Source organism: Cohnella rhizosphaerae (assembly GCF_029525575.1).
Classification (GTDB): Bacteria; Bacillota; Bacilli; order Paenibacillales; family Paenibacillaceae; genus Cohnella; species Cohnella rhizosphaerae.
In genome coordinates this window covers 606,757-632,902 of the sequence record NZ_JAPDIA010000008.1, presented here as the reverse complement: position 1 = coordinate 632,902, position 26,146 = coordinate 606,757, and the positions used below count along the sequence as shown (strand labels likewise).

Sequence of the window (26,146 nt, the reverse complement as noted above, 5' to 3'; positions counted from 1 at the left end):
GGATTAACGCTCGACGGACTCCATGATGAACGCCTCGAGCACGTCGCCGATCTGTAGATCGTTGAACTTGTCGAGCGTAATGCCGCATTCATAGCCTTCCGAAACTTCCTTCGCGTCATCCTTGAACCGCTTGAGGGAATCGATCTTGCCTTCGAAGGCGACGACGCCCCCCGCGCACGAGACGCACTTCGGCATTCCGGGCGACCTTGCCGTCCGTGACCATGCAGCCGGCAATCGTGCCGACCTTGCTGACCTTGAACGTCTCGCGGACTTCGGCGTGGCCGATGACCTTTTCCTTGAAAACCGGATCGAGCATGCCCTTCATCGCCTGTTCGATCTCCTCGATCACCTTGTAGATGATGCGGTGGAGACGCAGGTCGACCTTTTCCTGCTCCGCGGCCTGCGCGGCGCGCGGCTCCGGACGGACGTTAAAGCCGATGATGATCGCCGCCGATGCGAGCGCGAGCGACACGTCCGACTCGGTGATCGCGCCGACGCCGCTGTGGATCGTCTTGACGCGCACGCCTTCGACCTCGATCTTCTCGAGCGAGCCCTTGAGCGCTTCGAGCGAGCCTTGAACGTCGGCCTTCAGGATGACGTTCAGATCCTTGATCTCGCCTTCCTTGATCTTGCTGAACAGATCCTCGAGCGTAACCTTCTGGTTGGAGCGCATCGATTCCTGGCGCGTCTTGATCGACCGCTTGTCGGCGATCTCGCGCGCTTTGCGCTCGTCCTCGAACACCATGAACGGATCGCCGGCTTGCGGCACTTCCGTCAAGCCCGTGATCTCGACCGGCGTCGACGGACCGGCTTCCTTGACGCGGCGTCCGCGGTCGTTGGTCATCGCGCGGATCCGGCCGAAGCAGTCGCCCGCGACGAATGCGTCGCCGACCTTCAGCGTGCCGTTCTGAACGAGAATCCGGGCGATCGGTCCCTTGCCCTTGTCGAGCTCGGCTTCGATGACCGTGCCGCGCGCCCGCTTGTCGGGATTGGCCTTGTAGTCGTTCACTTCGGACACGAGCAGAATCATCTCGAGCAGCCCGTCGAGGTTCAGGCGCTGCTTGGCGGACAGTTCGACGAAGATCGTGTCGCCGCCCCAGGCTTCCTGAACGAGACCGTATTCGGTCAGCTCCTGCTTCACCTTGTCGGGATTCGCGCCCGGCTTGTCGATCTTGTTGACCGCCACGATGATCGGCACGTTCGCCGCCTTGGCATGGTTGATCGCTTCGACCGTCTGCGGCATGACGCCGTCGTCGGCCGCGACGACCAGAATCGTAATATCGGTAACCTGGGCGCCGCGCGCGCGCATCGTCGTGAACGCTTCGTGACCCGGCGTATCCAGGAACGTGATCTTCTTGCCGTGCACTTCGACCTGATAAGCGCCGATGTGCTGGGTGATGCCGCCGGCTTCGCCGCTCGCGACCTGCGTCTCGCGGATCGCGTCAAGCAGCGTCGTCTTGCCGTGGTCGACGTGGCCCATGATCGTGACGACCGCGGGACGCGTGATCAGATCGGCCTCTTCGTCGGTTTCCTCGATCGTCTCGAAGTTCGTGTCTTCGACCGCGATCTTGACTTCGACTTCGACGCCGAACTCGCCGGCGATGAGGAGGATGGTGTCCATGTCGAGATCCTGGTTGATCGTCGCCATGACGCCCATCATGAACAGCTTCTTGATGACCTCGGAAGCGTCCTTGTGGAGCAGCTTGGCCAGATCCCCGACGGTCATCTCGCCGCGAACGATGATCTTCTTCGGCGTGTTGTCGATCTTCTCGCGCGGAGGCAGGTTGCGGCCCTTGGCGTTCTTGCCGCCCTTGCCCTTGCGCGGCCCGCCGCGTCCGGTCTCCTCGAAGCGCCGGTTAAAATCGTTGTCCTTGCGCTTCGCGCCGCCGTCGCGGTTGAATCCGCCTTCGCGCGATCCGCCGCGGTTGTCGCTGCGCTGGCCGCCCGGACGGCTGCCGAAGCCGCCGCCTTGACCGCCGCGTCCCGCTGCCGCCGCCGGCGCCGGTGCCGGGCCTCTGCCCGCGCCGCCGCCGAAGCCGCCGCCTTGGCCGCCCGCCGGACGGTTGCCTTGGTAACCGCCTCCGCCTTGACCGCCCGCCGGACGGTTGCCTTGGTAGCCGCCGCCTCCGCCTTGGCCGCCTGCCGGACGGTTGCCTTGGTAACCGCCGCCTCCGCCTTGACCGCCCGCCGGACGGTTGCCTTGGTAACCGCCTCCGCCTTGGCCGCCTGCCGGACGGTTGCCTTGGTAACCGCCTCCGCCTTGACCGCCTGCCGGACGGTTGCCTTGGTAGCCGCCTCCGCCTTGACCGCCTGCCGGACGGTTGCCTTGGTAGCCGCCGCCTTGACCGCCCGCCGGACGGTTGCCTTGGTAGCCGCCTCCGCCTTGACCGCCCGCCGGACGGTTGCCTTGGTAGCCGCCTCCGCCTTGACCGCCGCCTTGGCGGTTGCCTTGATAGCCGCCTCCGCCTTGACCGCCGCCTTGGCGGTTGCCTTGATAACCGCCTCCGCCTTGACCGCCGCCTTGGCGGTTGCCTTGATAGCCGCCTCCGCCTTGACCGCCGCCTTGGCGGTTGCCTTGGTAGCCGCCGCCCTGACCGCCCTGGCTGCCTTGACCGCCGCCTTGCGGACGATCCGAAGCAGGCGCGGATGACGCCGCGCCGCCGGACGCGCTAGGCTGCGAAGGCGCCGCCGCTTGCGAAGCCGGCGCGGATGCTTGCTGCGCCGCGGGCGCCGGAGCAGGCGCCGGGGACGGTGCCGTCGGCGCAGGCTGCGCCGGACGAGACGCGACCGAAGCCGTCTCCTCCGATCGGCGCGCCGGCTGCTGCTGCCCGCCGCCCTGGCGGTTCTGGCCGCCTTGGTCGCCCGCAGGGCGATTGCCGGCCGGCTTGTTCTGCGCCATCTTGGCCGCCGCGTTCGCCTTCACGTCGCGGAAAAACTTTTCCACGGAAGCGACCATGCCGTCTTCCATGACGCTCATATGGTTGTTGACCGGCTTGCCGACCCGCTCGAGAATTTTCTGGACCTCTTTGCTGCTCATATTCAGCTGCTTGGCGTATTCGTACACCCGCAGCTTATCTTTGTTATCCGATTGTTTATTACTCAATATTCTCCACCTCCGAATGTTGAACGAAGCCCTCGCGAACGAGATTCGCGAAGCCTTGGTCCGTGACGGCGAACAGCACGCGTTCGGGCTTGCCGACGGCGCCTCCCAGGTCGTACCGGGAGTAGCCGGCGAGCAGCTCTACGCCATAGGTTGCGCATTTGTCCGCCACTTTCTTGCGCGTATTGTCGGAAGCGTCGCGGGCGATCACCACCAGCTTCGCTTCGCCCGCGCGAATGCTCTTGAGCACCGTCTCGTCCCCGGAGACGAGCTTCCCGGCCCGCATGGCGAGCCCCAGCCGCGACAGCGTCTTGTCGCTAGTCGTCATCGCCGTCATCCAACTCCTTCGCGGCGATGAATTCGCCCTCAAGCTTCAAAAACTCTTCTTCCAGCCGATCGTAGACCTCGGGCGGCACGGGCGCCTTGAGCGCGCGTTCCAGCGCCTTCGTCTTCTTGGCCAGCTTGAAGTAGGACAGCTTGCCGCACAGATAGGCGCCCCTACCGGGTTTTTTACCCGTCAGATCGAGGGAGATCTCCCCCCGTCGGCGACCGGACGATGCGGATGAGCTCTTTTTTTAGGCATCATTTCCTGGCTGGCGATGCATTTGCGCTGCGGTATCTTCCTCGGTCTCAAGGTTTATCGCCTCCCATGCGGACCGTCTATATGATTGCCGCTTGAAAATTAATCGATCGTCACGCTGTCCTGGTGCATGGCAATGCCTTCCGTCCGCGGACGGCCGTACTCCTGCTCCGCCTGCGTCTCGCTCTTGATGTCGATCTTCCATCCGGTCAGCTTCGCGGCGAGCCGCGCGTTCTGACCCTTGATGCCGATCGCGAGCGACAGCTGGTAATCCGGCACGATGACGCGCGCCATCTTTTCGGCTTCGAACACGATGACCTCCAGCACCTTGGAAGGGCTGAGCGCGTTGGCGACGTATTCTTCGACGGCGTCGGACCAGCGGACGATATCGATCTTCTCGCCCTTCAGCTCGTTCACGATCGTCTGTACCCGCACGCCCTTCTGTCCGACGCAGGAGCCGATCGGATCGACCTCTTCCGTGCGCGAGTGAACGGCGATCTTCGAGCGGAAGCCCGCTTCGCGCGCGACCGAACGGATCTCGACCGTGCCGTCGAAAATCTCGGGCACTTCGAGTTCGAACAGCCGCTTGAGCAGCCCGGGGTGCGTGCGCGACAAAATGATCTGCGGCCCCTTGCTCGTATTCTCGACCTTCGTGATATAAGACTTTACCCGGTCTCCCTGCTTGAACTTGTCGGTCGGCATCAGCTCGGTGAGCGGCAGCGCCGCCTCGACCTTGCCCAGGTCGACGTAAAGGTTGCGCATGTCGATGCGCTGGATGATGCCGGTCACGATATCCTGCTCTTTGTCCACGTACGCATGGTAGATCAGTCCGCGTTCCGCCTCGCGGATGCGCTGGGTGACGACCTGCTTGGCCGTCTGGGCCGCGATCCGTCCGAAATCCCGCGGCGTCACCTCGATCTCGGCGATATCCTCGATCTGATAGTGCGGGTTGATGGAGCGGGCAGCGTCGATCGCGATCTCGAGGCGCGGGTCGAGCACCTCGTCGACGACGGTCTTGCGCGCGTACACTTTGATCAGGCCGGTATTGCGATTAATGTCGACGCGGACGTTCTGCGCCGTATTGAAATTGCGTTTATAGCTGGAGATGAGTGCCGCTTCGATGGCCTCGATGAGGACATCCTTGGCGATGCCTTTGTCGCGTTCGATCTCGCCCAAGGCTTCAATAAACTCCATGCTCATAGCTCCTGCTCTCCTCCTCTCGCAAATTAAAAGACGATGGCCAGCCTCGCGGAAGCCACTTTATCGTAAGGAATCTCATGGCGCTTGCGCCCGACGGTCACGGTCATCACGCTGCCGTCGAAGCCGTCCAGGCTGCCTTCGAATTCCTTGGCGCCGTCCACCGGCTCATAGGTCGTAACGAATACATGTTTGCCGACAGCAGAAGCGACGTCCTCCGCTTTCTTCAGGGGACGTTCGGCGCCCGGCGAGCTCACTTCGAGGAAGTAAGCTTCGGGGATCGGGTCGGCTTCGTCGAGCTTCCCGCTTAAATATTCGGACACCCGGCCGCAGTCGTCGATATCGATGCCGCCCGCCTTGTCCACGAACACGCGCAGAAAGTAATTGCTGCCTTCCTTGACGTATTCTACATCCACCAGCTCGAAGCCGTTCTCCTCCACGAAGGGGGCGACCAGCTGCTCGACCGCGGATTTGATCTTCGAAACGCTCAAATGACCAGACCTCCCGATTGCTTCAAATGGATATCTGCAGCATCGCACATGCAAAAGTGCCTATGCAAAACGTAAAAGAGTGGGTTTCCCCACTCTTCTGCAGACAGTGATATCCACATGATTACCAGAAATAATATACCATAACCGCCAGGCCCCTTGCAATGCAATATTCAGGAAGCCCCGGCCGGGCGCAGACGCCGCCTTGCCCCCCGCTGTCGCGCAAGCCTTAGAAAAGCGCCAGTTGGTTCGACTCCGGCAAGCCGCGGAAGCAGCCCATCGTCGTCAGCAGCTCGATGATCGTCTTCGTCGCCTTGGAGCGCTGCTGGAAGTCTTCGATCGACAGGTAGTCGCCGTCCGCGCGCGAGGCCGCGATGTTGCGCGCCGCGTTTTCGCCGATGCCGGCGACCGCCGAGAACGGCGGGATGAGCGCGTCGCCGTCCACGATGAACCGGGTAGCGTCCGACCGGTACAGGTCGAGCGGCTTGACCTTGAAGCCGCGCGCCGTCATCTCCAGCCCCATCTCGAGGATCGGAATCATGTTTTTCTCCTTCGGCAGCGCCTGGAAGCCCTTCGCCTCGATCTCGGTCATCGCCTTCAGGAGCGCTTCGTAGCCCTGGCAGAACAGCTCGACGTCGAAGTCGGCCGCCCGCACCGAGAAGTACGTCGCATAGTAATGGATCGGATAATAAAGCTTGAAGTAGGCGGTCCGCACGGCCGAGATGACATAGGCGGCGGCATGCGCCTTCGGGAACATGTACTCGATCCGAAGACACGAATCGATATACCATTGCGGCACGCCGCAGCGCTTCATCTCTTCGATCCATTCGGGCGTAAGCCCCTTGCCCTTCCGCACGCTCTCCGTAATCTTGAACGCGAGCGACGCGTCCATGCCCGCTTTGTAGATGAGAAACAGCATGATGTCGTCGCGACAGCCGATAACGGTCTTGATCGTGCACGTGCCGTTCTTGATCAGTTCCTGCGCGTTGCCGAGCCATACGCCCGTCCCGTGCGACAGTCCCGATATTTGCAGCAGATCCGCGAACGACGACGGCTTCGTCTCCTCGAGCATCTGGCGCACGAACCGGGTGCCCATCTCCGGCACGCCGAAGGTGGCGACCTGGGACTTGATCTGGTGCGGCTGGATGCCGAGCGCCTCGACCGAGTTGAACAGGCTCATGACCTTCGGATCGTTCATCGGGATCGTCGTCGGATCGACGCCGGTCAAATCCTGAAGCATCCGCATCATCGTCGGATCGTCGTGTCCGAGAATATCGAGCTTGAGCAGGTTGGCGTCGAAGGCGTGATAGTCGAAGTGGGTCGTCTTCCACTCCGCGCTCGTATCGTCGGCCGGGTACTGGACCGGCGTAATGTCCTCGACTTCCATATAATCGGGAACGACGACGATGCCGCCCGGATGCTGGCCCGTGCTCCGCTTGACGCCCGTCACGCCCTGGGCGAGACGGTTCAGTTCGGCGCCGCGCCAGTTTTTGCCGTGCTCCTCCTGGTACTTCCTCGCGAACCCGAAGCCGGTTTTTTCCGCGACCGTCCCGATCGTGCCCGCCCGGAATACGCCTTTTTCCCCGAACATCTCCTTGGTGAAGTTATGCGCATGCGGCTGGTATTCGCCCGAGAAGTTCAAGTCGATATCGGGTACCTTGTCCCCCTTGAAGCCGAGGAACGTCTCGAACGGGATGTCCTGGCCTTCGCCGCGCATCATCGTGCCGCAGTCCGGGCAAGCCTTGTCCGGCAAGTCGAAGCCGCTGGGCACGCTGCCGTCGAGGAACCATTCCTGATGCTTGCACGCGGGGTTGCGGCACAAGTAATGCGCGGGCAGCGGGTTGACCTCGGAAATGCCGAGGAACGTCGCGACGACGCTCGAGCCGACCGAGCCCCGCGAACCGACGAGATAGCCGTCGCGGTTGGACTTTTTTGACGAGCCGCTCCGAGATCAGATAGTTCGCCGAGAAGCCGTACTTGATGATCGGGACGAGCTCCTTTTCCAGCCGGTCGATGACGACCTGCGGCAGATCTTCCCCGTACAGCTCGCGGGCGGTCGCGTAGCACGTATTGCGAATCTCTTCGTCGGCCCCTTCGATGTTCGGCGTGAACAGCTCGTCGGGGAACAGCTTGATGTCCTCGAAACGGTCCGCCAGCTCGTTCGTGTTGGTCACGACGACCTCGAACGCTTTGTCCTTGCCGAGGAAGGCGAAGGCGTCGAGCATCTCCGTCGTCGTCCGGAAGTGCGCGTCGGGCTTGCGCTGGTCCTTGAGCGGGCTGAAGCCCGTAATCCCGTGGATCGTAATGTCGCGGTACAGCTTGTCCCGAGGCTCCAGATAATGCGTATTGCCGGTCGCGATGACCGGCTTGCCGAGCCGTTCGCCGATGGCGACGATCTTGCGCAGCGACTGCTCGAGCTCCGCCCTGCTGCCGACAAGCCCTTTGTCCAGCAGGTGCATGTAAAAATCGAGCGGCTGAATCTCGAGAATGTCGTAAAATTGCGCGACCTCGGCAGCCTCTTCCTCCGACTTGTTCAGCACCGCTTCGTAAAATTCGCCCTTCTCGCAGCCCGAGACGACGAGCAGCCCTTCCCGATGCTCGATCAGCTTGCTACGGGGAATGCAGGCGACGCGGTGAAAATAGTCCGTATGCGACAGCGAGATGAGCTTGTACAGGTTCTTCTTGCCGGTCGCGTTCAGCATGTAGATGCAACAGTGGAACGGACGGGTCGTTTTCCAGCTGTTCTCGTTCACCTCGTTGAGGCGCGCCATCCGGGTAATGCCGCGGGTCTGCGCGTCCTTCAGCAGCCCCTCCAGCACGCCGGCCAGGGCGATCGTGTCGTCGATGGCGCGGTGATGGTTTTCGAGACTGACCTTATACAGGTTCGCCAGCGTGTTGAGCCGGTGGTTTTTCATCGACGGATGCAAATACCGGGCCAGTTCCAGCGTATCCAGGACGGGGTTCGTCGGCTGCGGCAGTCCGAGCTGCTTGCAGTTGTGCTGAATGAAGCCGATATCGAAGCGGGCGTTGTGCGCGACCAGCACGGCGTCGCCCGCGAATTCGAGAAACTCGGTCAGCTTCGGCTCGAGCTCCGGAGCGCCCGCGACCATCTCGTCCGTGATGCTCGTGAGCTGCTGAATGTTGTACGGAATCGGCTCGTGCGGATCGATGAACGTGGAAAAGCGTCCGATCTCCCTGCCTTCCTTCACTTTGACGCCCGCAAGCTCGATGATCTTGTTGGCCGTGACCGACAGGCCGGTCGTCTCGATGTCGAATACGACGAACGTCTCTTCCGCGAGCACGGTGTCGCGGGCGTTCAGCACGATGTCGACCGCGTCGTTTACGACGTTGGCTTCCACGCCGTAGATCATCTTGATGCCGTTTTTCTTGGCGGCCTTCGCGGCTTCGGGAAAGCATTGCACGTTCGCGTGGTCGGTGACCGCGATCGCCTTGTGCCCCCACTTGGCCGCCGTCTTGATATAGGCGTCGACCGGCGCGATCGCGTCCATCGTGCTCATGGACGTGTGCAGGTGGAACTCGACGCGCTTGTCGCCCGACTCGTCCTTGCGCGGCTTCGGACCATTGATCTCCTTGAGGTCGCTCGGCATCATGACGAGCTCCGGCGGGTTGAGGAAGCGGTCGTATTCGACGCGCCCGCGGAGCTTCACCCATTTGCCGTTCGCGAGCAGGTTCAGCATTTTGACGTCTTCCTTCGTCTTGCCGAACATCTTGACGGTGAGCGAATCCGTGTAGTCGGTCACGTGGAACTGATAAAGCGTGTTGCCGTTGCGCAGCTCCTTGACCTCCAGGCCGAACACCGTGCCCTGCACCGTCGCTTTCTTTTCTTCCTCCTGGATGTTCTGGATCGGCACCGCATCGTCTTTGATCTCGTAGCCGTGCTGGAGCGTCTGCGGCGCTTCTCCGCCCGAATCCTCCGGCGGCGCCTCCTCGGGCATGCTCTCCATCAGCTTGCGGACGTGCATCCGCTCCTCCTCGAGCTGCCGCTGCATGAACGCCTCGACGGCCTCCTGCTGCTTCTCGCCTACGGCGAGCTTGATGCGGCAGGCACGGCCGAACCGCTCCTCGAAAAACTTGGCCGCGTACGTGTCGACGGTCTTCTTGCGCGCCATTTCCAGGCTCGCCTCGTTCAGCATGAACAGCGTCAACAGTTCGCCTTCCGTCTCGGGCCTTGCTTTGCCCAGCCAGCCGTTGACCGAAGCGAACTCGCTTTGCATCCACTCGACGAACAGCGGCCAATAATGCAGCAGCAGCTCGCCCGTGGCGATCGTCTCCGCGTAACGAACGCACATTTCGATCTGCGCGAGGTGACCGAGCTTGTCCCTGACGCGGCTGTGAAAACCGGCATAGACCGGCGGCGGCAGCAGCGATTCCTTGACGAAGTGGAAGCGCCAGCTGCGGTTCGCCTTGCTCACTTCGACTCTCTCTATGTAACCGTCGCGGAAATGGGCGTCGATCCAGTCGCCCGGTATCTCCGCTTGCGCCAGCAGCAGTTCGAACCTTTTCCTCTGATCGGGCTTCGGCAACATATTCGAAAGATTCATCCCTTTCAACAACAAAAGCCCCCCGACCGCGCTCCCGCAAGGCGAATGCCTGCGGCAGTTAAAGTCGGGAAGCTTTCTGTTCTCGTACTTGTTCTATTATTCTACCTGATAGACTTTGCGGCAGCAATAGTCAAAGAACGACATTCCGGGGACGATCAGGCGTTGTTCGCGGGGCCGACCGTCGATATCGGCGCTCCGCCCGCATGAAGACTGCTTTCCGCGGCCTCCAGAAACCGGATGATCGCCAGCGTCTCTTCGAGCGGAACCGGCGCGACGCCAGAGTCGAAAAAGGAAACCGCGTCCGCCACCAGTCCCGCATAATGCATGTTGAAGTCGGACGAGATCGGAAGCGGCATGCGCGCATCCCCGCTCCGGACTTCGGCCTCGTAACTGTAGCCCGCCTCCGGCCGCCTGCAGATGGCCGTGCCCGTCCGGCCGCCCTCCCACTCGCCGACGATGCGGTCGCATTCGTCGCAGCGCTCGGTCCTGACGGACAGGCAGTCCGGCCCGAGCAGCGTGAAAAGCATCTCGGCGAGATGAATGCCGTACCAATAGTAGACCGACTGCGTCGGCTCGATATGAATCGGACCGCTGACGGTCGCTTCGAGTACAGGCGTCCCTGACGCCCAGACGCGCCGCATGGCTTCCTGCACGGCGTAACGGAGGGCGGAAACGCTGAAAACCGGGACGCCGTGCGTCCGGGCAAGCGCCTCGACCTCCGCGGCGCCCCGTCCGGAAATGGCCAGCGGCTTGTCGATAAAGACGGGTTTGCCGTACGGCGCAATGCGCCCGAACAGTTCGGTGCGCGACCGGCCGTCGATCGACAGCAGCATCAGCGCGTCGCAGGACGCCGCAACCGCCTCCGGCGACGCCGCGCGAACGACGCCAAGCTCGGACGCTAGACGTTCCATGATCGCGTCGACGCGCGACGCGCTGAGCGGAAAATCCGGCGAACCGCCCGGCCAGGCGGTCGTCACGCGGTAACCGGGCACGTGCAGCGGGCGGCTCGGGTCGTTCAACAGCTCTGCGAACGCCGTCGCGTGGGAGGAATCGGTACCGATCAGCCCGATCGTTCGAAACTTCATCGGGCGTCGCCTCCTTCCGCTTGCGAGCCGGATGCGAGCGGTCCTTCTTCCAGCCTGCGCGCCGCGATGCCGGCTAGCAGCGCCGCGCCGAGCGGCAGGCAGTCCTCGTTCAGCTCGAAGCGGGGATGGTGCAGGCCGAATGCGCGCTCCGCATGTTCGGTCGGACCCGAGCCCAGCCAGAAGAAGCAGCCGGGGACATGCTTCAGATATTCGGAAAAGTCCTCGCCGGCAAGCGTCGGAACGGCTTCGAGCCTTCTGCCCGGCCCCGCCACCGCGTCGATCGCCGCGCCGACGCGGCTGGCCGCTTCGGGATGGTTGACCAATACTTGCGTCTGGCGTATATAAGCGACGCCCGCACGGCAGCGGTAGCCGTCCGCGATTCGCGTCACGATCCGCTCGATGCTTTCCGGCAATCGCTCCCTCACGTCGGGGTCGAACGCCCGGACGGTGCCCGTCATTTTGCAGACGGACGGAATCACGTTGTTAGCGTCTCCCCCCGTGGATGCTGCCGATCGTTACGACGACGGGTTCGAACGGCGACGTCTCGCGGGAGACCAGGCTCTGCAGCGACATGACGATCGCGCTGGCGCAAACGATCGGATCGATGCCTTGATCGGGAATGGCGCCGTGTGCGCCCTTGCCCTCGATCTCGATCTCGATCCGGTCGACCGAGCCCATCAGCGGACCGGGACGAACGGACGCAAAGCCCGCGGACAGCGTCGGCAGGTTGTGAAGACCGTAGATCTCGCCGACGCCCTCCAGCACGCCTTCGCGAATCATCGCCTTCGCGCCCGCGTTGATCTCTTCAGCGGATTGAAATATAAGCCTGACCGTGCCTTTCAGCGTCGACCGGCTCCGGACCAGCAGCTCGGCGGCTCCGAGCAGCATCGCGGTGTGCGCGTCGTGCCCGCAGGCATGCATCGCGCCGGGCCGCTCGCTGGCGAACGGCAGTCCCGTCTCTTCGGCGATCGGCAGCGCGTCCATGTCGGCGCGGAGCGCGATCGTCGGCCCCGCCGCGTCGCCGACGATATCGGCGACGACCCCATGCCCGCCGAAGCCCGTGCGGCACGTCAATCCGAGCCGGGCGAGCCGATCGGCGACGAGACGCGCCGTCTCGCGTTCCTCGAAGCTGAGCTCGGGAAAACGGTGCAGCTGTCGTCTTACGGCGATCAGGTCGTCCGTCAGCGGCGCCGCCGCGCCGTTCCAATCGATCGGGTTCGCGCTCATGACCGGCCGCCTTTCTTGCGAAGGTCGCTTAAGATCGCTTTGCCCGTAGGCGTCTGGGCAAGTCCGCCCTTCGCCGTCTCCCGGTGCGCCTCGGGCATGGCCGCGCCGATATCCTTCATGACGCCGATGACTTCATCCGACGGAATGACGCTGCGCACGCCGGCCAGCGCCATATCGGCCGCCGCGAGCGCCGTCACCGCGCCGAAGCCGTTGCGTACGATGCACGGAATCTCGACGAGGCCGCCGACCGGATCGCAGATGAGGCCAAGCGAATTTTTGAGCGCGAGCCCGACCGCATGGACGGCTTGCTCCGGCGTGCCGCCGCGCAGCTCCGTCAGCGCGCCGGCCGCCATGCCGACCGCGGACCCGACCTCGGCCTGGCAGCCGCCCTCCGCGCCGGAAATGAACGACTGATTGGCGATGACGTAGCCGATCGCGCCGGCCGCGAACAAGGCTTCGACCATCCGGTCGTCGGTCCAGCCGAACCGCTCCTGCGTGCTGACGAACACGCCCGGAATGATGCCGCAGGAGCCGGCGGTCGGCGTGGCGATGATGCGCCCCATCGAGGCGTTGACCTCGGATACGCCGAGCGCATAAGCGAGCGCCGCGCTCGCTTCGTCGCCGAGCGCCGTTCCCCCCGAGCTCGCGGTGCGCCATCACCCGCTTCGCGTCTCCGCCCGTCAGCCCGCTTCGCGATTTCGTGTCTTCCGTCGTGCCTTTTCGCACCGCTTCCTTCATGATCTGATAGTAGCCGGCCATCTGGCCGAAGACCGCTTCCTCCGATTGATCCGATTCCCGGACCTGCTCCTCGATCATGTAGCGGCCGATCGTCTTGTTCGCTGCCCGGCATTGCGCCGACAGCTCCGCGAGCGTGGCGAATCTCATCCTTGCCCCTCCCCCTCGTTCAGATCGATGAGTCGAACCCGCTCGACCTGCGGAAGCGCCTGAAGCTCGCGTCTCACCTCCGGCGGCACCGCCTGGTCCATCTCCATGACGGTCAGGGCGCGGCCGCTTCTGCTCTGGCGGTCCACTTCCATCGCCCGGATGTTCAGGCCTACCCGTCCCACGATCAACGCCATCGCGGCGACGGTGCCCGCCATGTCCTGGTGGTTGACGAGCAGCGTCGGACAGTCCGCGCCGAACTTGACGTCGAAGCCGTCCACGTTCACGATCTCGACGTTGCCCCCGCCGATCGAGCATCCGATCATCGTCGTTTCTTGCTCCCCCCATGCGCAGCGCGAACCGGACCGTATTGGGGTGACCGCCGGGCCGAAGCTCCGTGCCGAAGCGCAGCCGCATCCCGGCCGCCTCGGCCAACGCGATCGATTCGCGTATCCGGACGTCGTCCGGCGCGCAGCCGAGCAGACCGGCGGTCACCGCAAGATCGGTGCCGTGACCGCTGTACGTTTCCGCGAACGAACCCGAAAAGACGATATGCGCTTCGTCCGGCCGGCCCCCGAGCGCCTGGCGCGCCGCAAGTCCAAGCCTCGCGGCGCCCGCCGTATGCGAGCTGGAGGGGCCGATCATACTGGGACCCATAATGGAAAACACGTCTTTAAATCGCATGTCCGCCCCTCTCCCTTCGCACCGTCGATCTGCGAGTTAACGTTCCTGCAGCCATTCTTCCAGATGCGCCGCGACGAAGGCGTCGTCGTTCAGATCCGGATACTGCGCGTATACGCGGTCGATCTCCTCCGATTGGCCCGGCGACAGCTCTTCGTGCGGGTTGAGACACCAGGTGCCTTGAAGCAAGCCTTGGCGGCGCAGCACCTCGTGAATGCCGGGAATGCACCCCGCGAATTGATGCGAAGGATCGAAAAATGCGGCGTTGGCGTCGGTTACCTGGATATTGCGGACGAACCATTCCTTCGCGATCGCAGGCGCTCTTCTTGCCGTCTTGATCTCTTCGAGAAGCGCGACCGCCTTGTGCGTCCATACCGCCCAGTGGCCCAACAGACCGCCGACGACCTGCTTTTCGACCGTATGGCCGTCGATCGCAAAACGGTACGTCGTGAACAGGTCCGCGACGATGTTGTCGTCGTTGCCGGTGTAAAGCGCGATCTCGTCCTTGCGGGACGAGTGGCAGACGGCGCGGGCGACATCCAGCGACTGGTAACGGTTGAACGGCGCCATCTTGATCGCGACGACGTTCGGGATGTCGGCGAAGGCGCGCCAGAATTCGTAAGTGAAAATCCGTCCGCCGACCGACGGCTGCAGGTAGAAGCCGATGACCGGCATGACTGCGGCAACCTGCCTCGTCCGCTCGAGCAGCGCTTCCTCCGTCAGTTGTCCGAGTCCGCCCATGCTGAGCAGCACCGCGTCGTAGCCCAGCTTAAGCGCCGTCGCCGTCTCGCTTAGCGCTTGCTCAACGGGACCGCACACGCCGGCAACCTTGATGAACGGGCGGGAAGGCGCGGCCTTGTCGACTTCCTCCGCCGCCATGCGCAGCACGGTCTCGTACAGATCGTGCTCCGGATCGCGAATCTCGAACTGCGTCGAATGAACGCCGACGGCGACGCCGCCCGCGCCCGAGGCGACGTAATAGCGCGTCAGCGCCCGCTGCCGCCGCTCGTCGAGCTTGCGGTCCGCATCGAGCGCAAGCGGATGAGCGGGGATAACCAGGCCGTCCTGCAGCGCCGCGTTCAGCGCATCCGGCAAATATACGGTCGCCATTAGAATTTCCCCTTTCGTTCCTGGAAGTGCGTCGGCTTGTTCCAAGTCGCGCCGCCCTGCAGCACCCATTCCGCCGTCCAATCGATCATCTGCAGCAGCGAGACGCCCGGATAGCCGAACAGCTGGTGGGACTTCGAAGCATTGTTCAGCAGCGCCGTCTCGGATTCCTTGCCCTCGAACGTCGCTTCCTTGCCGATTCGCTTGGACAGTTGACCTGCCGCCCATCTGATGGACATCGTCTCGGGTCCGGTCACGTTCAGAATCGCCGGCGGACTCGAAGCGATCGACAGGCCGCGCAGCGCCATCGCGTTGGCGTCGCCTTGCCAGATAACGTTCGCATAGCCGGTCGTCAGGTCGATCGGACGCTCTTCGTTGATCGCCCGCGCCAGCTCCAGCAGCACGCCGTACCGCATGTCGATCGCGTAGTTCAGCCTGAACATCGTCATCGGCGTGCCGTACTTGTGCGAGTGGTATTCGAAAATCCGTTCTCTCCCCAGCGTCGATTGGGCGTATTCGCCGAGCGGCTCCGGCGCGACGGATTCGTCAGCGCCGCCGCCGCCGACCGGAACGAACGGATAAATGTTGCCCGAAGAAAAGACGACGATTCGCGAATCTTTGTATTTTTCCGCGACGCGCCCGGGCAAATACGTGTTCATCGCCCATGTGAAATGCTCGCGGCCCGTCGTGCCGAACTTGTTGCCCGCCATATAGATGACGTTCGCCGTGTTCGGCAGCGCCTTCAGCGCCTCGTCGTCGAGCAGCTCGCACGAGATCGTCTCGACCCCTGCGCTCTCCAGCTCCTGCCGCGTCTCGCTGCTGCTGAAGCGCGATACGCCGATGACGCGCTTGCGCAGTCCGCCGGCGCGTACGGCATTGGCGGCCAGCCTGGCCAGGCTCGGGCCCATTTTGCCGCCGACGCCGAGCACGACGATGTCCCCGTCGATCGCCGACAGCTCTTTGATTAGCGCCTCCGACGGTTCGGCCAGCTTTGCTTCCAGTTGTTCGATCGTATGCATGAGACCAGTCTCCTCTCGACTTGTACCTGATCCCATCATACGTGCGATCTTCATATAAAGACAGGTCCATTTATCGTCTTTAAATAATCGGAACAATGGCTTCGCCTGCCTAAGCAGACCCAGACATCGTTATAAATAATGATCCGCAAGAAAGGAAAAGCGATAAACCTGGCGCGGTCTGCCCTTCGGCATTTTTTCCATGCCGGCGACGCCGACCAGTCCCGCGTCCGCCCATTGGAGGAGCAGCCGATGCGCGCTGCGCACCGTCACGTTAAGCATCGCCGCCAGCTCGTGAACCTGGTAGTCGTACTTGCCGTGGCGGGACATATAGGCGAGCAGCTTGCTCAAATAGGCGCCCGTCATTCCCGCCTCCTCGGCCCGGCGCAGCAGCTGCGGATCGAGCGGCGCCATGATCGACGCGACCGGATCGGCCATCTCCAAAGGCCCGATAAGCGTTCGATCCTCGCGTACGATAAAACAGGCGTTGCCCCCCGCCGCTACCGATTTGCGAAGCGCGCTCCGCGCGTTCGATCCGGCCTCGCTGGCCGTCGCTCCGAAGCCGATGCCGATGCTGAGCGAAATGCCGTACGACAAATTGGCATCCTTGGCGAGCGGGATCGTCTTGTAGCCGCCCGTCTCCCGCTCGAAAATGCCGCGGGTCGTAAAAAACAAATATTCGTCGCCGCCGACCGACGTTAAATAGCCGTCCAACGATTCGACGTAGTCGAGCACCATCCGGTGAATGTCCAGCTTGAGCTTCTGAATCCCGTGCTCGCTCGCGCTCCGCTGGACGAGCTTGCCGAACTCGTCGACCGTGACCATGCCGACGACGATCTGCGACTCCTTGCCCTTGCGGGACTCGGTCGACAGCAGCGCGCGTTCGAGCGTGACGATGATATCCTCGTCGGAAGGGAGCAGCAGCGCGTGCGGAATGCCCGTCCGCGCCAGCTCTTCCGCGACCCGCTCGACGCCGGTGAAGGCGAATACGCAATCGTGCGCGGCGGCGATCTTGCGGTGATGGGCGATCAGCTTGTCAGGCGCAGCGTACGAAGGACCGTCGTATACGGCAACCGTCAATTCATCGAGCGACAGGTCCCGCAGCGTCCGCATCGTCATCGTCTTGGTCAGCGAATCGACGGATAGAACGGCCTCCGTCCCCAGCCGCCCTGCCCGCTGCGCTTCGAACAATGCCTTGTACAAGCCCGCCCCCGTCAGCGGAACGTGATGCACCGGTACGGCAACCGGCTTTTTCTCCTTAAGCAGCCGCTGCGGCGCAGGCCCGGATAGCAGCAGCGCCTCTACCTCGTCTTCGAGCGCGGCCGCCGTATCGGGCGCCTCCTGCTCCTGCCCGACCACCCGGACGACCGGCTCGAACGATGGGAACGCATTCAAAACTCTCAGTACGCGCGAAACGACGGACGCCGTCCCCACGATTCCGATCTTGATGTGCATCCGGTATTCCTCCTGTGAAAAAGACCCCCCGAAGCGGCGCTGTCGGGAGTCCTTGGTTGTTGGCGAAATCTCGCTTAGTACGCTCTCGCGAATACGACCGTATGCGCCGCCGGCTTGCCGCAGCACAGGCACGCGGTCTTCGTCGTCTGGGGCTCGAACGGGATGTTGCGGCTCGTCGCGCCGGTCTCTTCCTTCACCTTGCTCTCGCAGGCGTCGTCCCCGCACCAGCCTGCGTAGGCGAAGCCGCGCTTCTCTTCGAAAGCGGCCTTGAGCTGGTCGAGCGTCTCGACGTCGAACAGATGCGACTCGCGGAATGCGAGAGCGCGCTCGTACATCTGCGCGTGAACCTCTTCGAGCATCTCGGCCACGGAAGCCGCCAGACGATCGAGCGGCACCTGCTTCTTCTCGCCCGACACGCGGGAGACGAGCACGCAGACGCCGTTCTCCAGGTCGCGCGGCCCGAGCTCGAGACGGATCGGAATGCCGCGCATCTCGTATTCGTTGAACTTCCAGCCCGGCGATACGTCGGAGCGATCGTCCACGCGGACGCGGATGCCCGCTTTTTTCAGTTCGGCGAACAACTCGTCCGTCTTGGCGATGACCGTCTCGCGCGTCTTGGGCGGACCGATCGGAATCATGATGACCTGCGTGGGCGCCACCTTCGGCGGCAGCACGAGTCCGCGGTCGTCGCCGTGAACCATGATCAGCGCGCCGATCAGGCGCGTGCTGACGCCCCAGGACGTCGTGTGGCAATATTCCTGGGTGTTCTCGCGGCTCAAGTACTTGATGTCGAACGCGACCGCGAACTTGGTGCCAAGATAATGCGAGGTGCCGGCCTGCACGGCGCGTCCGTCCTTCATCATCGCCTCGATCGAGTACGTGTCGACGGCGCCCGCGAAGCGCTCCGAAGGCGTCTTCTGGCCCTTGATGACCGGAATCGCCAGCACGCTCTCCACGAAGTCGGTGTAAACGTCCAGCATCTGCATCGTCTCGCGGCGGGCGTCCGCCTCGTCTTCGTGCGCCGTATGCCCTTCCTGCCACAGGAACTCGCTCGTCCGCAGGAACGGCATCGTCCGCTTTTCCCAGCGAAACACGTTCGCCCATTGGTTGATGAGCAGCGGCAGATCGCGGTACGAATTAATCCACTTGGCGTACATATGCCCAAACATCGTTTCCGACGTCGGCCGCACGGCCAATCTTTCCTCCAAAATCTCGCCGCCCGCTTCCGTTACCATCGGCAGCTCCGGGTTAAAGCCCTCGACGTGCTCCTTTTCCTTCTGGAAAAAGCTCTCCGGAATGAGAAGCGGGAAATACGCGTTGCGGTGCCCCGTCTCCTTGAAGCGACGGTCCAGATCGCGCTGAATGTTTTCCCACAGTTCGTAGCCCTCGGGACGGAATACGATGCAGCCGCGCACCGGCGAATAGTCCATGAGCTCGGCTTTTTTTGATGACATCGATATACCAGCGGCTGAAGTCCTCGGCCTGCGGCGTTATTTCGGTTACGAATCCTTTATCCTTAGACATAAGCTCCCCTGCCTCTGACAACCTGATATTTAGCCTTTTACCAATCTGAGAATATCGTTGTACGTGACGACGACCATGAGCAGCATCAGTGCGGCAAAACCGATAAAGTGCACGAGGCTCTCGCGGTTCGGATCGACCGGACGGCCGCGGATCGCCTCGATGCCGATGAACAGCAGCCGGCTGCCGTCGAGCGCCGGAATCGGCAGCAGGTTAAAAATGCCGAGGTAAAGACTAAGAATCGCGCCCCACCACGTCAGCTGCGTGACGCCCTGCTTGGCGATCTCTACGGTCACCTGCGCCGTGCCGACCGGTCCGTTGAGCTCTTCGAGCTTGACTTCGCCGAATATGATCTTGCGGAAGCCGTCGAAAATTTTCTTCGTGCTGTCGACCATCGCATGGCCCGCCAGCGAAAACGTCTCTCCGAAGCCCGGATGACGCATCTCTGGCGCCATGACGATGCCGACCTTGCCCGTATCCGCATTCGGCGTGACCGTTAATTTCATTTGCTGCCCGTCCCGGTTCACGATCCAGTCCATCGGCTTGCCGGCGCTGCCCGTGATCGCCTGAGACAGCTTCTGGCTGTCTCCCTCGACGGCGATGCCGTTAACGGAGACGACCAGATCTCCTTTTTGAAGACCGGCAGCCTTGGCCGCGCCGTCGGCGGTCACTTCGTTGATGAAAATTTTCGTATTCGGTTCGACCGCGACGCCGTACGACTGGAAAAAGACGGCGAACAGCACGAAAGCCAAAATGAAGTTCATCAGCGGTCCGGCGAAAATGGTCATCGCCTTCTTGCCGGTCGAAGCGCTGCCGAACTGACGGTCGAGCGGCGCGATCTGCGTGTCCCTGCCCTTTGCGACGATGAGCGCCTGCGGATGTACGTCGAACCGCTGCACGTCGCCGTCCACGTCCAGCGTCAGGTACAAATGGCGCTCGAGATCGATCGCGGTGACTTCGCCCCGCAAAATCTGGGTGCGCTCGTCAAGACGGTCGAGATAGATGCGGGTGATCTTGTCGTCCTTGATCCGGACGCCTACCGTATGCCCCGCCTGCACGTCGACGACCTCCGGATCTTCGCCCGCCATCCGCACGAAGCCGCCGATCGGCAGCAGCCGAAGCGTGAACCGGCTCTCCCCCGCGCTTGATCGAGAACAGCTTCGGGCCGAACCCGATCGCAAACTCCCGCACGAGCACGCCCGCCCGCTTGGCAAAGTAAAAGTGTCCGAACTCGTGTATCGAGACGAGCACGAAAAAGACGAGAACCGTTAAAAAAAACAACCTGTACCATCTCCATGCAAGCAACCCTCCGTCCGCCTAACGGCTGTCCTTAGATTAACATTATTCGCCGAGGCGATACAAGAGAATACGGGCGTTGCGAAAGGTCGTTGCTATTTGCGCCACCGGGCCGCCGCATCCCGCGCCCGCCCGTCCGCGAAAGCGATCTCTTCGAGATCGGGCTCCGGGATCGCCTCGTGCGCGGCGAGCGCCGAGGCGATGATGTCTTCGATCGCCAGGAACGGAATCTCGCGGTTCAGGAAGCGCGCGACGGCGACCTCGTTCGCCGCGTTGAATACGGTCGGCGCGGTCCCTCCGGCTCTCCCCGCCTCGTAGGCCATCTTCAGGCAAGGATAGCGAGCGAAGTCCATGTCTTTGAAATGGAGCGTGCCTGCCCGCAACAGATCGAGCGGTGACGCGGGCGACGGACGACGCTCCGGATAGGTGAGCGCGTATTGGATCGGCACGCGCATGTCCGGATTGCCGAGCTGCGCCATGACGCTCGTATCGACGAATTCGACCATCGAATGCACGATGCTCTCCGGATGAAGCATGACGTCGATCCGGTCGTACGGAAGATCGAACAGCCAGTGAGCTTCGATCACTTCGAGCCCCTTGTTCGCCATCGTCGCCGAGTCGATCGTAATCTTCGCGCCCATCGACCAGTTCGGGTGCTTCAGCGCGTCCTCGACCGTCACGCCGGCGAGCTCGCCCCGGCCGCGGTCGCGGAAGCTTCCGCCGGAAGCGGTAATGACGAGGCGCCGTATCGTGCCGCGATCTTCGCCGTTCAGGCATTGAAAGATCGCGGAATGCTCGCTGTCGATCGGGAGAAGCGGAACGCCGCGCTCCGCCGCCCTGCGCATGACGATATGACCGGCCGTGACCAGCGTCTCCTTATTGGCCAAACCGATCGTCGCGCCGGCATCGATCGCGGCCAGCGTGGACTTCAAGCCGAGGCTGCCCAATAGCGCGCATACGACATAGTCCGCGCCGGCGCCGGCCGCGGCTTCGATCAAGCCTTCTTCGCCCCAGACGAGCTTCGTGCCGGCAGGCAGGTCCCCCCCTGATCTTGTCGGCCAGCGCCTTCGACCCGATCGAGACGAGCTTGGGCCGGAACCGACGGGCTTGTTCGAGCAATTGCTCGTGGCGCGTTCCGGCCGCCAGACTGACGACCTCATAGGCGTCCGGTTCCCGCGATACGACGTCAAGCGTCTGGGTCCCGATCGAGCCGGTGCTGCCGAGCACCGCTACTTTCTTTTTCAAGCCGTTCCCTCCGTTATGTATGGCTAGGATGCATGTGCAAGCCGTCCCGGCGCCAAGCGAATGCATCGGCTATGGTTCGCCGCTCAGATCAACCCGAGCAAATGAATGAGCGGGAAGACGATCAGCCAGCTGTCCGTGCGATCGAGCACGCCGCCGTGCCCGGGGAGCAGACTTCCCGAGTCCTTTACCCCGCGCAGCCGCTTGTAGGCGGATTGGATCAAATCGCCGAGCTGTCCGGCAACCGCCGCGGCGATCGCGACGGCGATCGCGGTTCCGTAACCGATCCAGTCCGGCCACGCAACGGCGAACACGAGCGATACGAGCAGCGCGATGACAAGGCCGCCCAGCGCGCCCTCGACCGTCTTGTTCGGACTGATCGAAGGCCAAAGCTTCGTTCTGCCGATCGCCTTGCCGACGAAGTACGCGCCTGCGTCCGAAGCCCAGATGCAAAAAAAAGACGAGCAGCGGCCAGAACATGCCGTGGGGCATCTCGCGGGTCAGGGCCATGTAGCGAAACCCGAGTCCGATATAAAATGCGCCGACGAACAGCAGCGCCGATTGATCGAGCGTGATCTTGTTTTTGCTGAAAACGGTCGCCGACAACAGCGCGAACATGAGTACCCAGCAGACCGCTTCGACACTCGGCGTCGACCAGCCGAAAGGCAGGCGCGGCAGGGCAAGCACGAGCGCAGCGGCAAAGCCGAGGAGCACGTCCGGACGGTTCGCCGGCAGCTTGTTGAGCTTGACGAATTCATGATAACCGATAAGCGCGAGCGCTGCGAGCATGAGCGAATAGTACCAGCCGCCCAGTGCCAGCAAAGCTAAAAACGCGGCGCCGGCGACGACGCCCGTCACGATCCGTTGCCCCATCGCCTTAAATCCCTCCGTAGCGGCGCGCGCGCCGCTGGTACTCGCGAATCGCATCGTGAAAATGCGATTCGGAAAATTCCGGCCAATACACGTCCGTAAACCAAAATTCGCTGTAAGCCAGCTGCCAAAGCATAAAATTGCTAAGACGAAGCTCGCCGCTGGTGCGAATGAGCAGATCCGGATCGGGCAGGTCTCCGCTGAGCAAAGACTGCTGGAACGTTTGCTCGTCGATCTCGTCCGGCGTCAGCTCGCCTGCCGCTGCGCGCTTCGCGATCGTCCTGGCCGCTTCAACGATTTCCATCCGGCTCCCGTAATTAAGCGCAAAGTTAAGGACGAGGCCCGTATTGTCGGCCGTGCGCCGAACCGCCTCTTCGATCGCGTCGAGCGTGAAGTCGGGCAGCAGATCCCGGACGCCCATCATCTTGACTTGCACGTTGTTGCGAATCAGATCCTCGAGCTCGATCGACAGAAACTCTTGCGGAAGCTTCATCAGAAAATCGACTTCCGCTTTGGGCCGCTTCCAATTTTCCGTCGAAAACGCGTACATCGTCAAATATTCCACGCCCAGACGGTCCGCGGCCTGGGTGATGCGTTTGACGGCTTTCATGCCGCTATGGTGTCCCGCCACTCGCGGCAGTCCGCGGGCTTTGGCCCAGCGTCCGTTGCCGTCCATGATGATGGCCACGTGCCGGGGAATTCGGCCTTCCTTCAGCAACTCTTCGGACGCGTGGGACTGCGAGCTTCCCGCTCGGCTTTGCCCGCCGTCCTCCCGTTTGCCGAACAGACCGCCTAAGAATCGATTGCTCATGGCTGTTCCCCCTGGATCTGGCGACCATTAAATAGCCCCACCGAGTGGGGCTTCGCGTTTGGGCCTGACTGAAGTTCGCATGGGAGGCTCCCCAAAATTCAACGAACCCCACCTTTCGGAGGGGCCGGTCGGGAACTTACACTTCCATGATCTCTTTTTCTTTGGCGGCCAATATTTTGTCCACCTCGGCGACGAAACGGTCCGTCGACTTCTGGATATCGTCCTGATGGCGGCGCGATTCGTCTTCGGAGATCTCGCCCTTTTCCTTCTTCTTGATATCGTCGTTGGCGTCGCGGCGAATGTTCCGAATGGCGACCTTCGCTTCTTCGCCGAATTTCTTGGTCGACTTGGCGAGATCGGCGCGACGCTCTTCGGTCAACGGCGGGATGTTCAGCCGAATGATCGTGCCGTCGTTCGCGGGAGTCAGTCCGACATCCGACTTGAGTATCGCTTTTTCGATCGCGGCCAGCGCCGACTTGTCCCATGGCTGGATAATAAGCGTGCGGGAATCCGGCGTATTGATCGTGCCGAGCTGGTTGACCGGCGTGAGCGCGCCGTAATACTCGGCTTGCACGCGGTCGAGCATCGCTGCGGATGCGCGTCCGGCGCGAAGCGTAGACAGGTCGCGGCGCAGCGCGGCCAGCGCTTTTTCCATTCGTTCTTCTGCGTTTTTCTTGATCGTTTGAGGCACTTAATTCACGCTCCCCTTGACGATTGTTCCGATTTTCTCGCCCAATACCGCGCGTTTGATGTTGCCCGGCTCGGTAATCGCGAAGACGAGAAGCGGAATGTTGTTGTCCATGCAAAGCGAGGACGCCGTCGAATCCATGACGCCCAAATTTTTGTTAAGCACGTCCAGATACGTCAACTGCTCGTACTTCTCAGCCGTCGGGTCCTTGAACGGATCGGCGCTGTACACGCCGTCGACCTTGTTTTTGGCCATGAGGATGACTTCGGCTTCGATCTCGGCCGCTCTAAGCGCGGCCGTCGTATCGGTGGAGAAAAACGGATTGCCCGTTCCCGATGCGAAGATGACGACGCGTCCCTTCTCAAGATGGCGAATCGCCCGGCGGCGAATGTACGGCTCCGCGATTTGCTGCATGGCAATGGAGGATTGTACGCGAGTCGGCACATCGATCTGTTCCAGCGCGTCCTGCAAGGCAAGCGAATTCATCACTGTCGCCAGCATCCCCATGTAGTCGGCCGTCGCGCGATCGATGCCCTTCTGGCTGCCCGAGATGCCTCGCCAGATGTTGCCGCCTCCGCATACGATGGCGACTTCTACGCCAAGCGCCACGACTTCCTTGATTTGTTCGGCGATCGAGACGATCGTCGTTGCGTCGATCCCGTAACCGGTCGATCCGGACAACGACTCTCCGCTTACCTTCAACACCACGCGTTTGTAGACGGGTCGATTCAACGTTAGTACCTCCACCATGGTCGATTTCTTTAGGGGAAACGAGCTCCCCCGCACTACCTTAATCGTTTAGCGCTCTTTAAAAAAAGGGAACACCGCGTGTCCCCCCCGACATTTCGATTAAACTTTGACTTGCGCCATAACTTCTTCGACGAAGTTGTCTTGCTTCTTCTCAAGACCTTCGCCAAGCTCGAAGCGAACGAAGCGGCGGATCGAGATTTGTTCGCCGATCGTGGAGATTTTTTCGTTGAGCAGCGTTTGGATCGTCTTGTCCGGATCTTTGACGAACGATTGCTCGAGCAGTACGTTTTCTTCGTAGTACTTGTTCAGACGGCCTTCGACGATCTTTTCGACGATTTTCTCCGGCTTGCCTTCGTTCAGCGCCTGGTTGCGAAGAATCTCGGCTTCCTTGTCCAGGTCGGCTTGTTGAACTTCTTCGCGGCGGACGACGAGCGGGTTAGCGGCAGCGATATGCATCGCGATGTCGCGCACCAGTTCCTTGAACTGATCGGTCATGGCAACGAAGTCGGTCTCGCAGTTGACTTCGACGAGCACGCCGATGCGGCCGGCGCCGTGGATGTAAGATTCTACGCGGCCTTCGGTAGCGATGCGGTCGCCCTTCTTGGCTGCAGCGGCAAGTCCCTTCTCGCGGAGCAGGTCGGCTGCCTTCGCGATGTCGCCGCCGGCTTCCTCCAGCGCCTTTTTGCAATCCAACATGCCTGCTCCCGTTCTTTCGCGAAGCGCTTTTACGTCTGCTGCGTTAACTGCCATGGGATTCCCTCCTGGTATGTGCCGCCGGACGCAAGACGCGCGGACGGCTATCGATTGGTTTATGTTTTCAAAAAAAGGGCGGTGAGAAGGTTCTCTTCTGACCACCCTTGACCTCGCAATGCTGTAAAACCGGCTGGCTTAGGCGGTCGTTTCTTCGCCTTGGCGGGATTCGACGATGGCGTCGGCCATCTTGCTCGTCAGCAGCTTAACGGCGCGGATCGCGTCGTCGTTGCCCGGAATGACGTAGTCGATCTCGTCCGGATCGCAGTTCGTGTCGACGATGCCGACGATCGGGATACCCAGCTTGCGGGCTTCTGCGACGGCGATGCGCTCCTTGCGCGGATCGATGATGAACAGCGCGTCAGGCAGTCTGCGCATATGCTTGATGCCGCCGAGGAACTTTTCGAGACGCTCTTTTTCCTTGCGAAGGATGATGACTTCCTTCTTGGGCAACACTTCGAACGTGCCGTCCTGCTCCCACTTGTCGAGCTGGTGCAGACGATCCGTACGCTTTTGAATCGTGGAGAAGTTGGTCAGCGTGCCGCCGAGCCAACGTTGGTTGATGTAGAATTGGCCGCTGCGCTCCGCTTCTTCCTTAACGGAATCCTGCGCTTGCTTCTTCGTGCCGACGAACAGCATCGTGCCGCCTTGCTCGCCGAGCTGGCGAACGAAGTTGTACGCTTCGTCGACTTTCTTGACCGTCTTTTGCAGGTCGATGATGTAGATGCCGTTCCGTTCGGTAAAGATGTACTTGTCCATCTTCGGGTTCCAGCGACGCGTTTGGTGACCGAAGTGTACGCCAGCTTCGAGAAGCTGCTTCATCGAAATAACTGCCATT

At 62.1% G+C, this 26,146-nt stretch carries 16 protein-coding genes and 9 pseudogenes; all 25 read right to left on the bottom strand.

Annotated features, from left to right (window positions below; genetic code table 11):
* Positions 1 to 3 precede the first annotated feature (3 nt).
* The 25 genes and pseudogenes from infB to rpsB all read right to left on the bottom strand — a co-directional run bounded on the left by infB (position 4) and on the right by rpsB (position 26,145).
* Positions 4 to 3,103, bottom strand: a pseudogene (infB, locus tag OMP40_RS26330) (translation initiation factor IF-2).
* Positions 3,096 to 3,428, bottom strand: a complete 333-nt coding sequence (locus OMP40_RS26325) for a L7Ae/L30e/S12e/Gadd45 family ribosomal protein (protein WP_217595966.1) — start codon at positions 3,426 to 3,428, stop codon at positions 3,096 to 3,098. The pseudogene infB and the gene OMP40_RS26325 overlap by 8 nt, the downstream one beginning before the upstream one ends.
* Positions 3,418 to 3,734: pseudogene (rnpM, locus tag OMP40_RS26320) on the bottom strand (RNase P modulator RnpM). The gene OMP40_RS26325 and the pseudogene rnpM overlap by 11 nt, the downstream one beginning before the upstream one ends.
* 48 nt (positions 3,735 to 3,782) lie before the next feature.
* On the bottom strand, positions 3,783 to 4,880 hold the full coding sequence (gene nusA / locus OMP40_RS26315; protein ID WP_277535798.1) for a transcription termination factor NusA: 1,098 nt from the start codon (positions 4,878 to 4,880) through the stop codon (positions 3,783 to 3,785).
* Between the two features lie 26 nt (positions 4,881 to 4,906).
* Positions 4,907 to 5,368, bottom strand: a complete 462-nt coding sequence (gene rimP / locus OMP40_RS26310) for a ribosome maturation factor RimP (protein ID WP_217595963.1) — start codon at positions 5,366 to 5,368, stop codon at positions 4,907 to 4,909.
* A 226-nt stretch (positions 5,369 to 5,594) separates the two neighbouring features.
* Positions 5,595 to 9,912: pseudogene (locus OMP40_RS26305) on the bottom strand (PolC-type DNA polymerase III).
* 170 nt (positions 9,913 to 10,082) lie between these two features.
* On the bottom strand, positions 10,083 to 11,012 hold the full coding sequence (locus tag OMP40_RS26300; RefSeq protein ID WP_277535795.1) for a Gfo/Idh/MocA family oxidoreductase: 930 nt from the start codon (positions 11,010 to 11,012) through the stop codon (positions 10,083 to 10,085).
* On the bottom strand, positions 11,009 to 11,491 hold the full coding sequence (locus OMP40_RS26295) for a M20/M25/M40 family metallo-hydrolase (RefSeq protein WP_277535792.1): 483 nt from the start codon (positions 11,489 to 11,491) through the stop codon (positions 11,009 to 11,011). The genes OMP40_RS26300 and OMP40_RS26295 overlap by 4 nt, the downstream gene beginning before the upstream one ends.
* A gap of 4 nt (positions 11,492 to 11,495) precedes the next feature.
* Positions 11,496 to 12,239, bottom strand: coding sequence for a M20 metallopeptidase family protein (locus tag OMP40_RS26290; protein ID WP_277535790.1), 744 nt, complete (start codon positions 12,237 to 12,239; stop codon positions 11,496 to 11,498).
* A pseudogene (gene sdaAA, locus OMP40_RS26285) lies at positions 12,236 to 13,124 on the bottom strand (L-serine ammonia-lyase, iron-sulfur-dependent, subunit alpha). Before sdaAA ends, OMP40_RS26290 begins: the two are co-directional and overlap by 4 nt.
* Entirely contained in the window at positions 13,121 to 13,447 is a 327-nt protein-coding gene (locus OMP40_RS40475) for an ACT domain-containing protein (protein WP_338131355.1), read from the bottom strand. The pseudogene sdaAA and the gene OMP40_RS40475 overlap by 4 nt, the downstream one beginning before the upstream one ends.
* Positions 13,448 to 13,607: 160 nt before the next feature.
* A pseudogene (locus OMP40_RS40470) lies at positions 13,608 to 13,766 on the bottom strand (serine dehydratase beta chain); the annotation flags it as partial.
* 75 nt (positions 13,767 to 13,841) lie between these two features.
* Positions 13,842 to 14,912 carry a dihydrodipicolinate synthase family protein gene (locus OMP40_RS26275; RefSeq protein WP_277535788.1) on the bottom strand — a complete coding sequence of 357 codons (1,071 nt, stop codon included), beginning with the start codon at positions 14,910 to 14,912 and terminating at the stop codon, positions 13,842 to 13,844.
* Positions 14,912 to 15,928 carry an NAD-dependent epimerase/dehydratase family protein gene (locus OMP40_RS26270; RefSeq protein WP_277535786.1) on the bottom strand — a complete coding sequence of 339 codons (1,017 nt, stop codon included), beginning with the start codon at positions 15,926 to 15,928 and terminating at the stop codon, positions 14,912 to 14,914. The genes OMP40_RS26275 and OMP40_RS26270 overlap by 1 nt, the downstream gene beginning before the upstream one ends.
* A 129-nt stretch (positions 15,929 to 16,057) precedes the next feature.
* The gene (locus OMP40_RS26265) at positions 16,058 to 17,380 is read right to left on the bottom strand and encodes a hypothetical protein (RefSeq protein WP_277535784.1); all 1,323 of its coding nucleotides are present in this window, start codon (positions 17,378 to 17,380) and stop codon (positions 16,058 to 16,060) included.
* 74 nt (positions 17,381 to 17,454) lie between these two features.
* Positions 17,455 to 18,904, bottom strand: a pseudogene (proS, locus tag OMP40_RS26260) (proline--tRNA ligase).
* Between the two features lie 29 nt (positions 18,905 to 18,933).
* A pseudogene (rseP, locus tag OMP40_RS26255) lies at positions 18,934 to 20,198 on the bottom strand (RIP metalloprotease RseP).
* Positions 20,199 to 20,292: 94 nt separating this feature from the next.
* Positions 20,293 to 21,442, bottom strand: a pseudogene (locus OMP40_RS26250) (1-deoxy-D-xylulose-5-phosphate reductoisomerase).
* An 83-nt stretch (positions 21,443 to 21,525) separates the two neighbouring features.
* Positions 21,526 to 21,846, bottom strand: a complete 321-nt coding sequence (locus OMP40_RS40465; RefSeq protein WP_338131329.1) for a phosphatidate cytidylyltransferase — start codon at positions 21,844 to 21,846, stop codon at positions 21,526 to 21,528.
* Positions 21,847 to 21,958: 112 nt separating this feature from the next.
* Positions 21,959 to 22,312 (bottom strand): annotated as a pseudogene (locus OMP40_RS40460) (phosphatidate cytidylyltransferase); the annotation flags it as partial.
* A 4-nt stretch (positions 22,313 to 22,316) separates the two neighbouring features.
* The gene (locus tag OMP40_RS26240; protein WP_277535782.1) at positions 22,317 to 23,120 is read right to left on the bottom strand and encodes an isoprenyl transferase; all 804 of its coding nucleotides are present in this window, start codon (positions 23,118 to 23,120) and stop codon (positions 22,317 to 22,319) included.
* A gap of 136 nt (positions 23,121 to 23,256) precedes the next feature.
* Entirely contained in the window at positions 23,257 to 23,811 is a 555-nt protein-coding gene (frr, locus tag OMP40_RS26235; RefSeq protein ID WP_277535781.1) for a ribosome recycling factor, read from the bottom strand.
* Positions 23,812 to 24,540 (bottom strand): UMP kinase, encoded by a 729-nt coding sequence (gene pyrH, locus OMP40_RS26230; RefSeq protein WP_217595948.1) that lies wholly within the window; start codon positions 24,538 to 24,540, stop codon positions 23,812 to 23,814.
* A 117-nt stretch (positions 24,541 to 24,657) separates the two neighbouring features.
* Positions 24,658 to 25,308 (bottom strand): translation elongation factor Ts, encoded by a 651-nt coding sequence (tsf, locus tag OMP40_RS26225; protein WP_277535778.1) that lies wholly within the window; start codon positions 25,306 to 25,308, stop codon positions 24,658 to 24,660.
* Positions 25,309 to 25,446: 138 nt separating this feature from the next.
* Positions 25,447 to 26,145, bottom strand: coding sequence for a 30S ribosomal protein S2 (gene rpsB, locus OMP40_RS26220; protein WP_090117358.1), 699 nt, complete (start codon positions 26,143 to 26,145; stop codon positions 25,447 to 25,449).
* Position 26,146 lies beyond the last annotated feature (1 nt).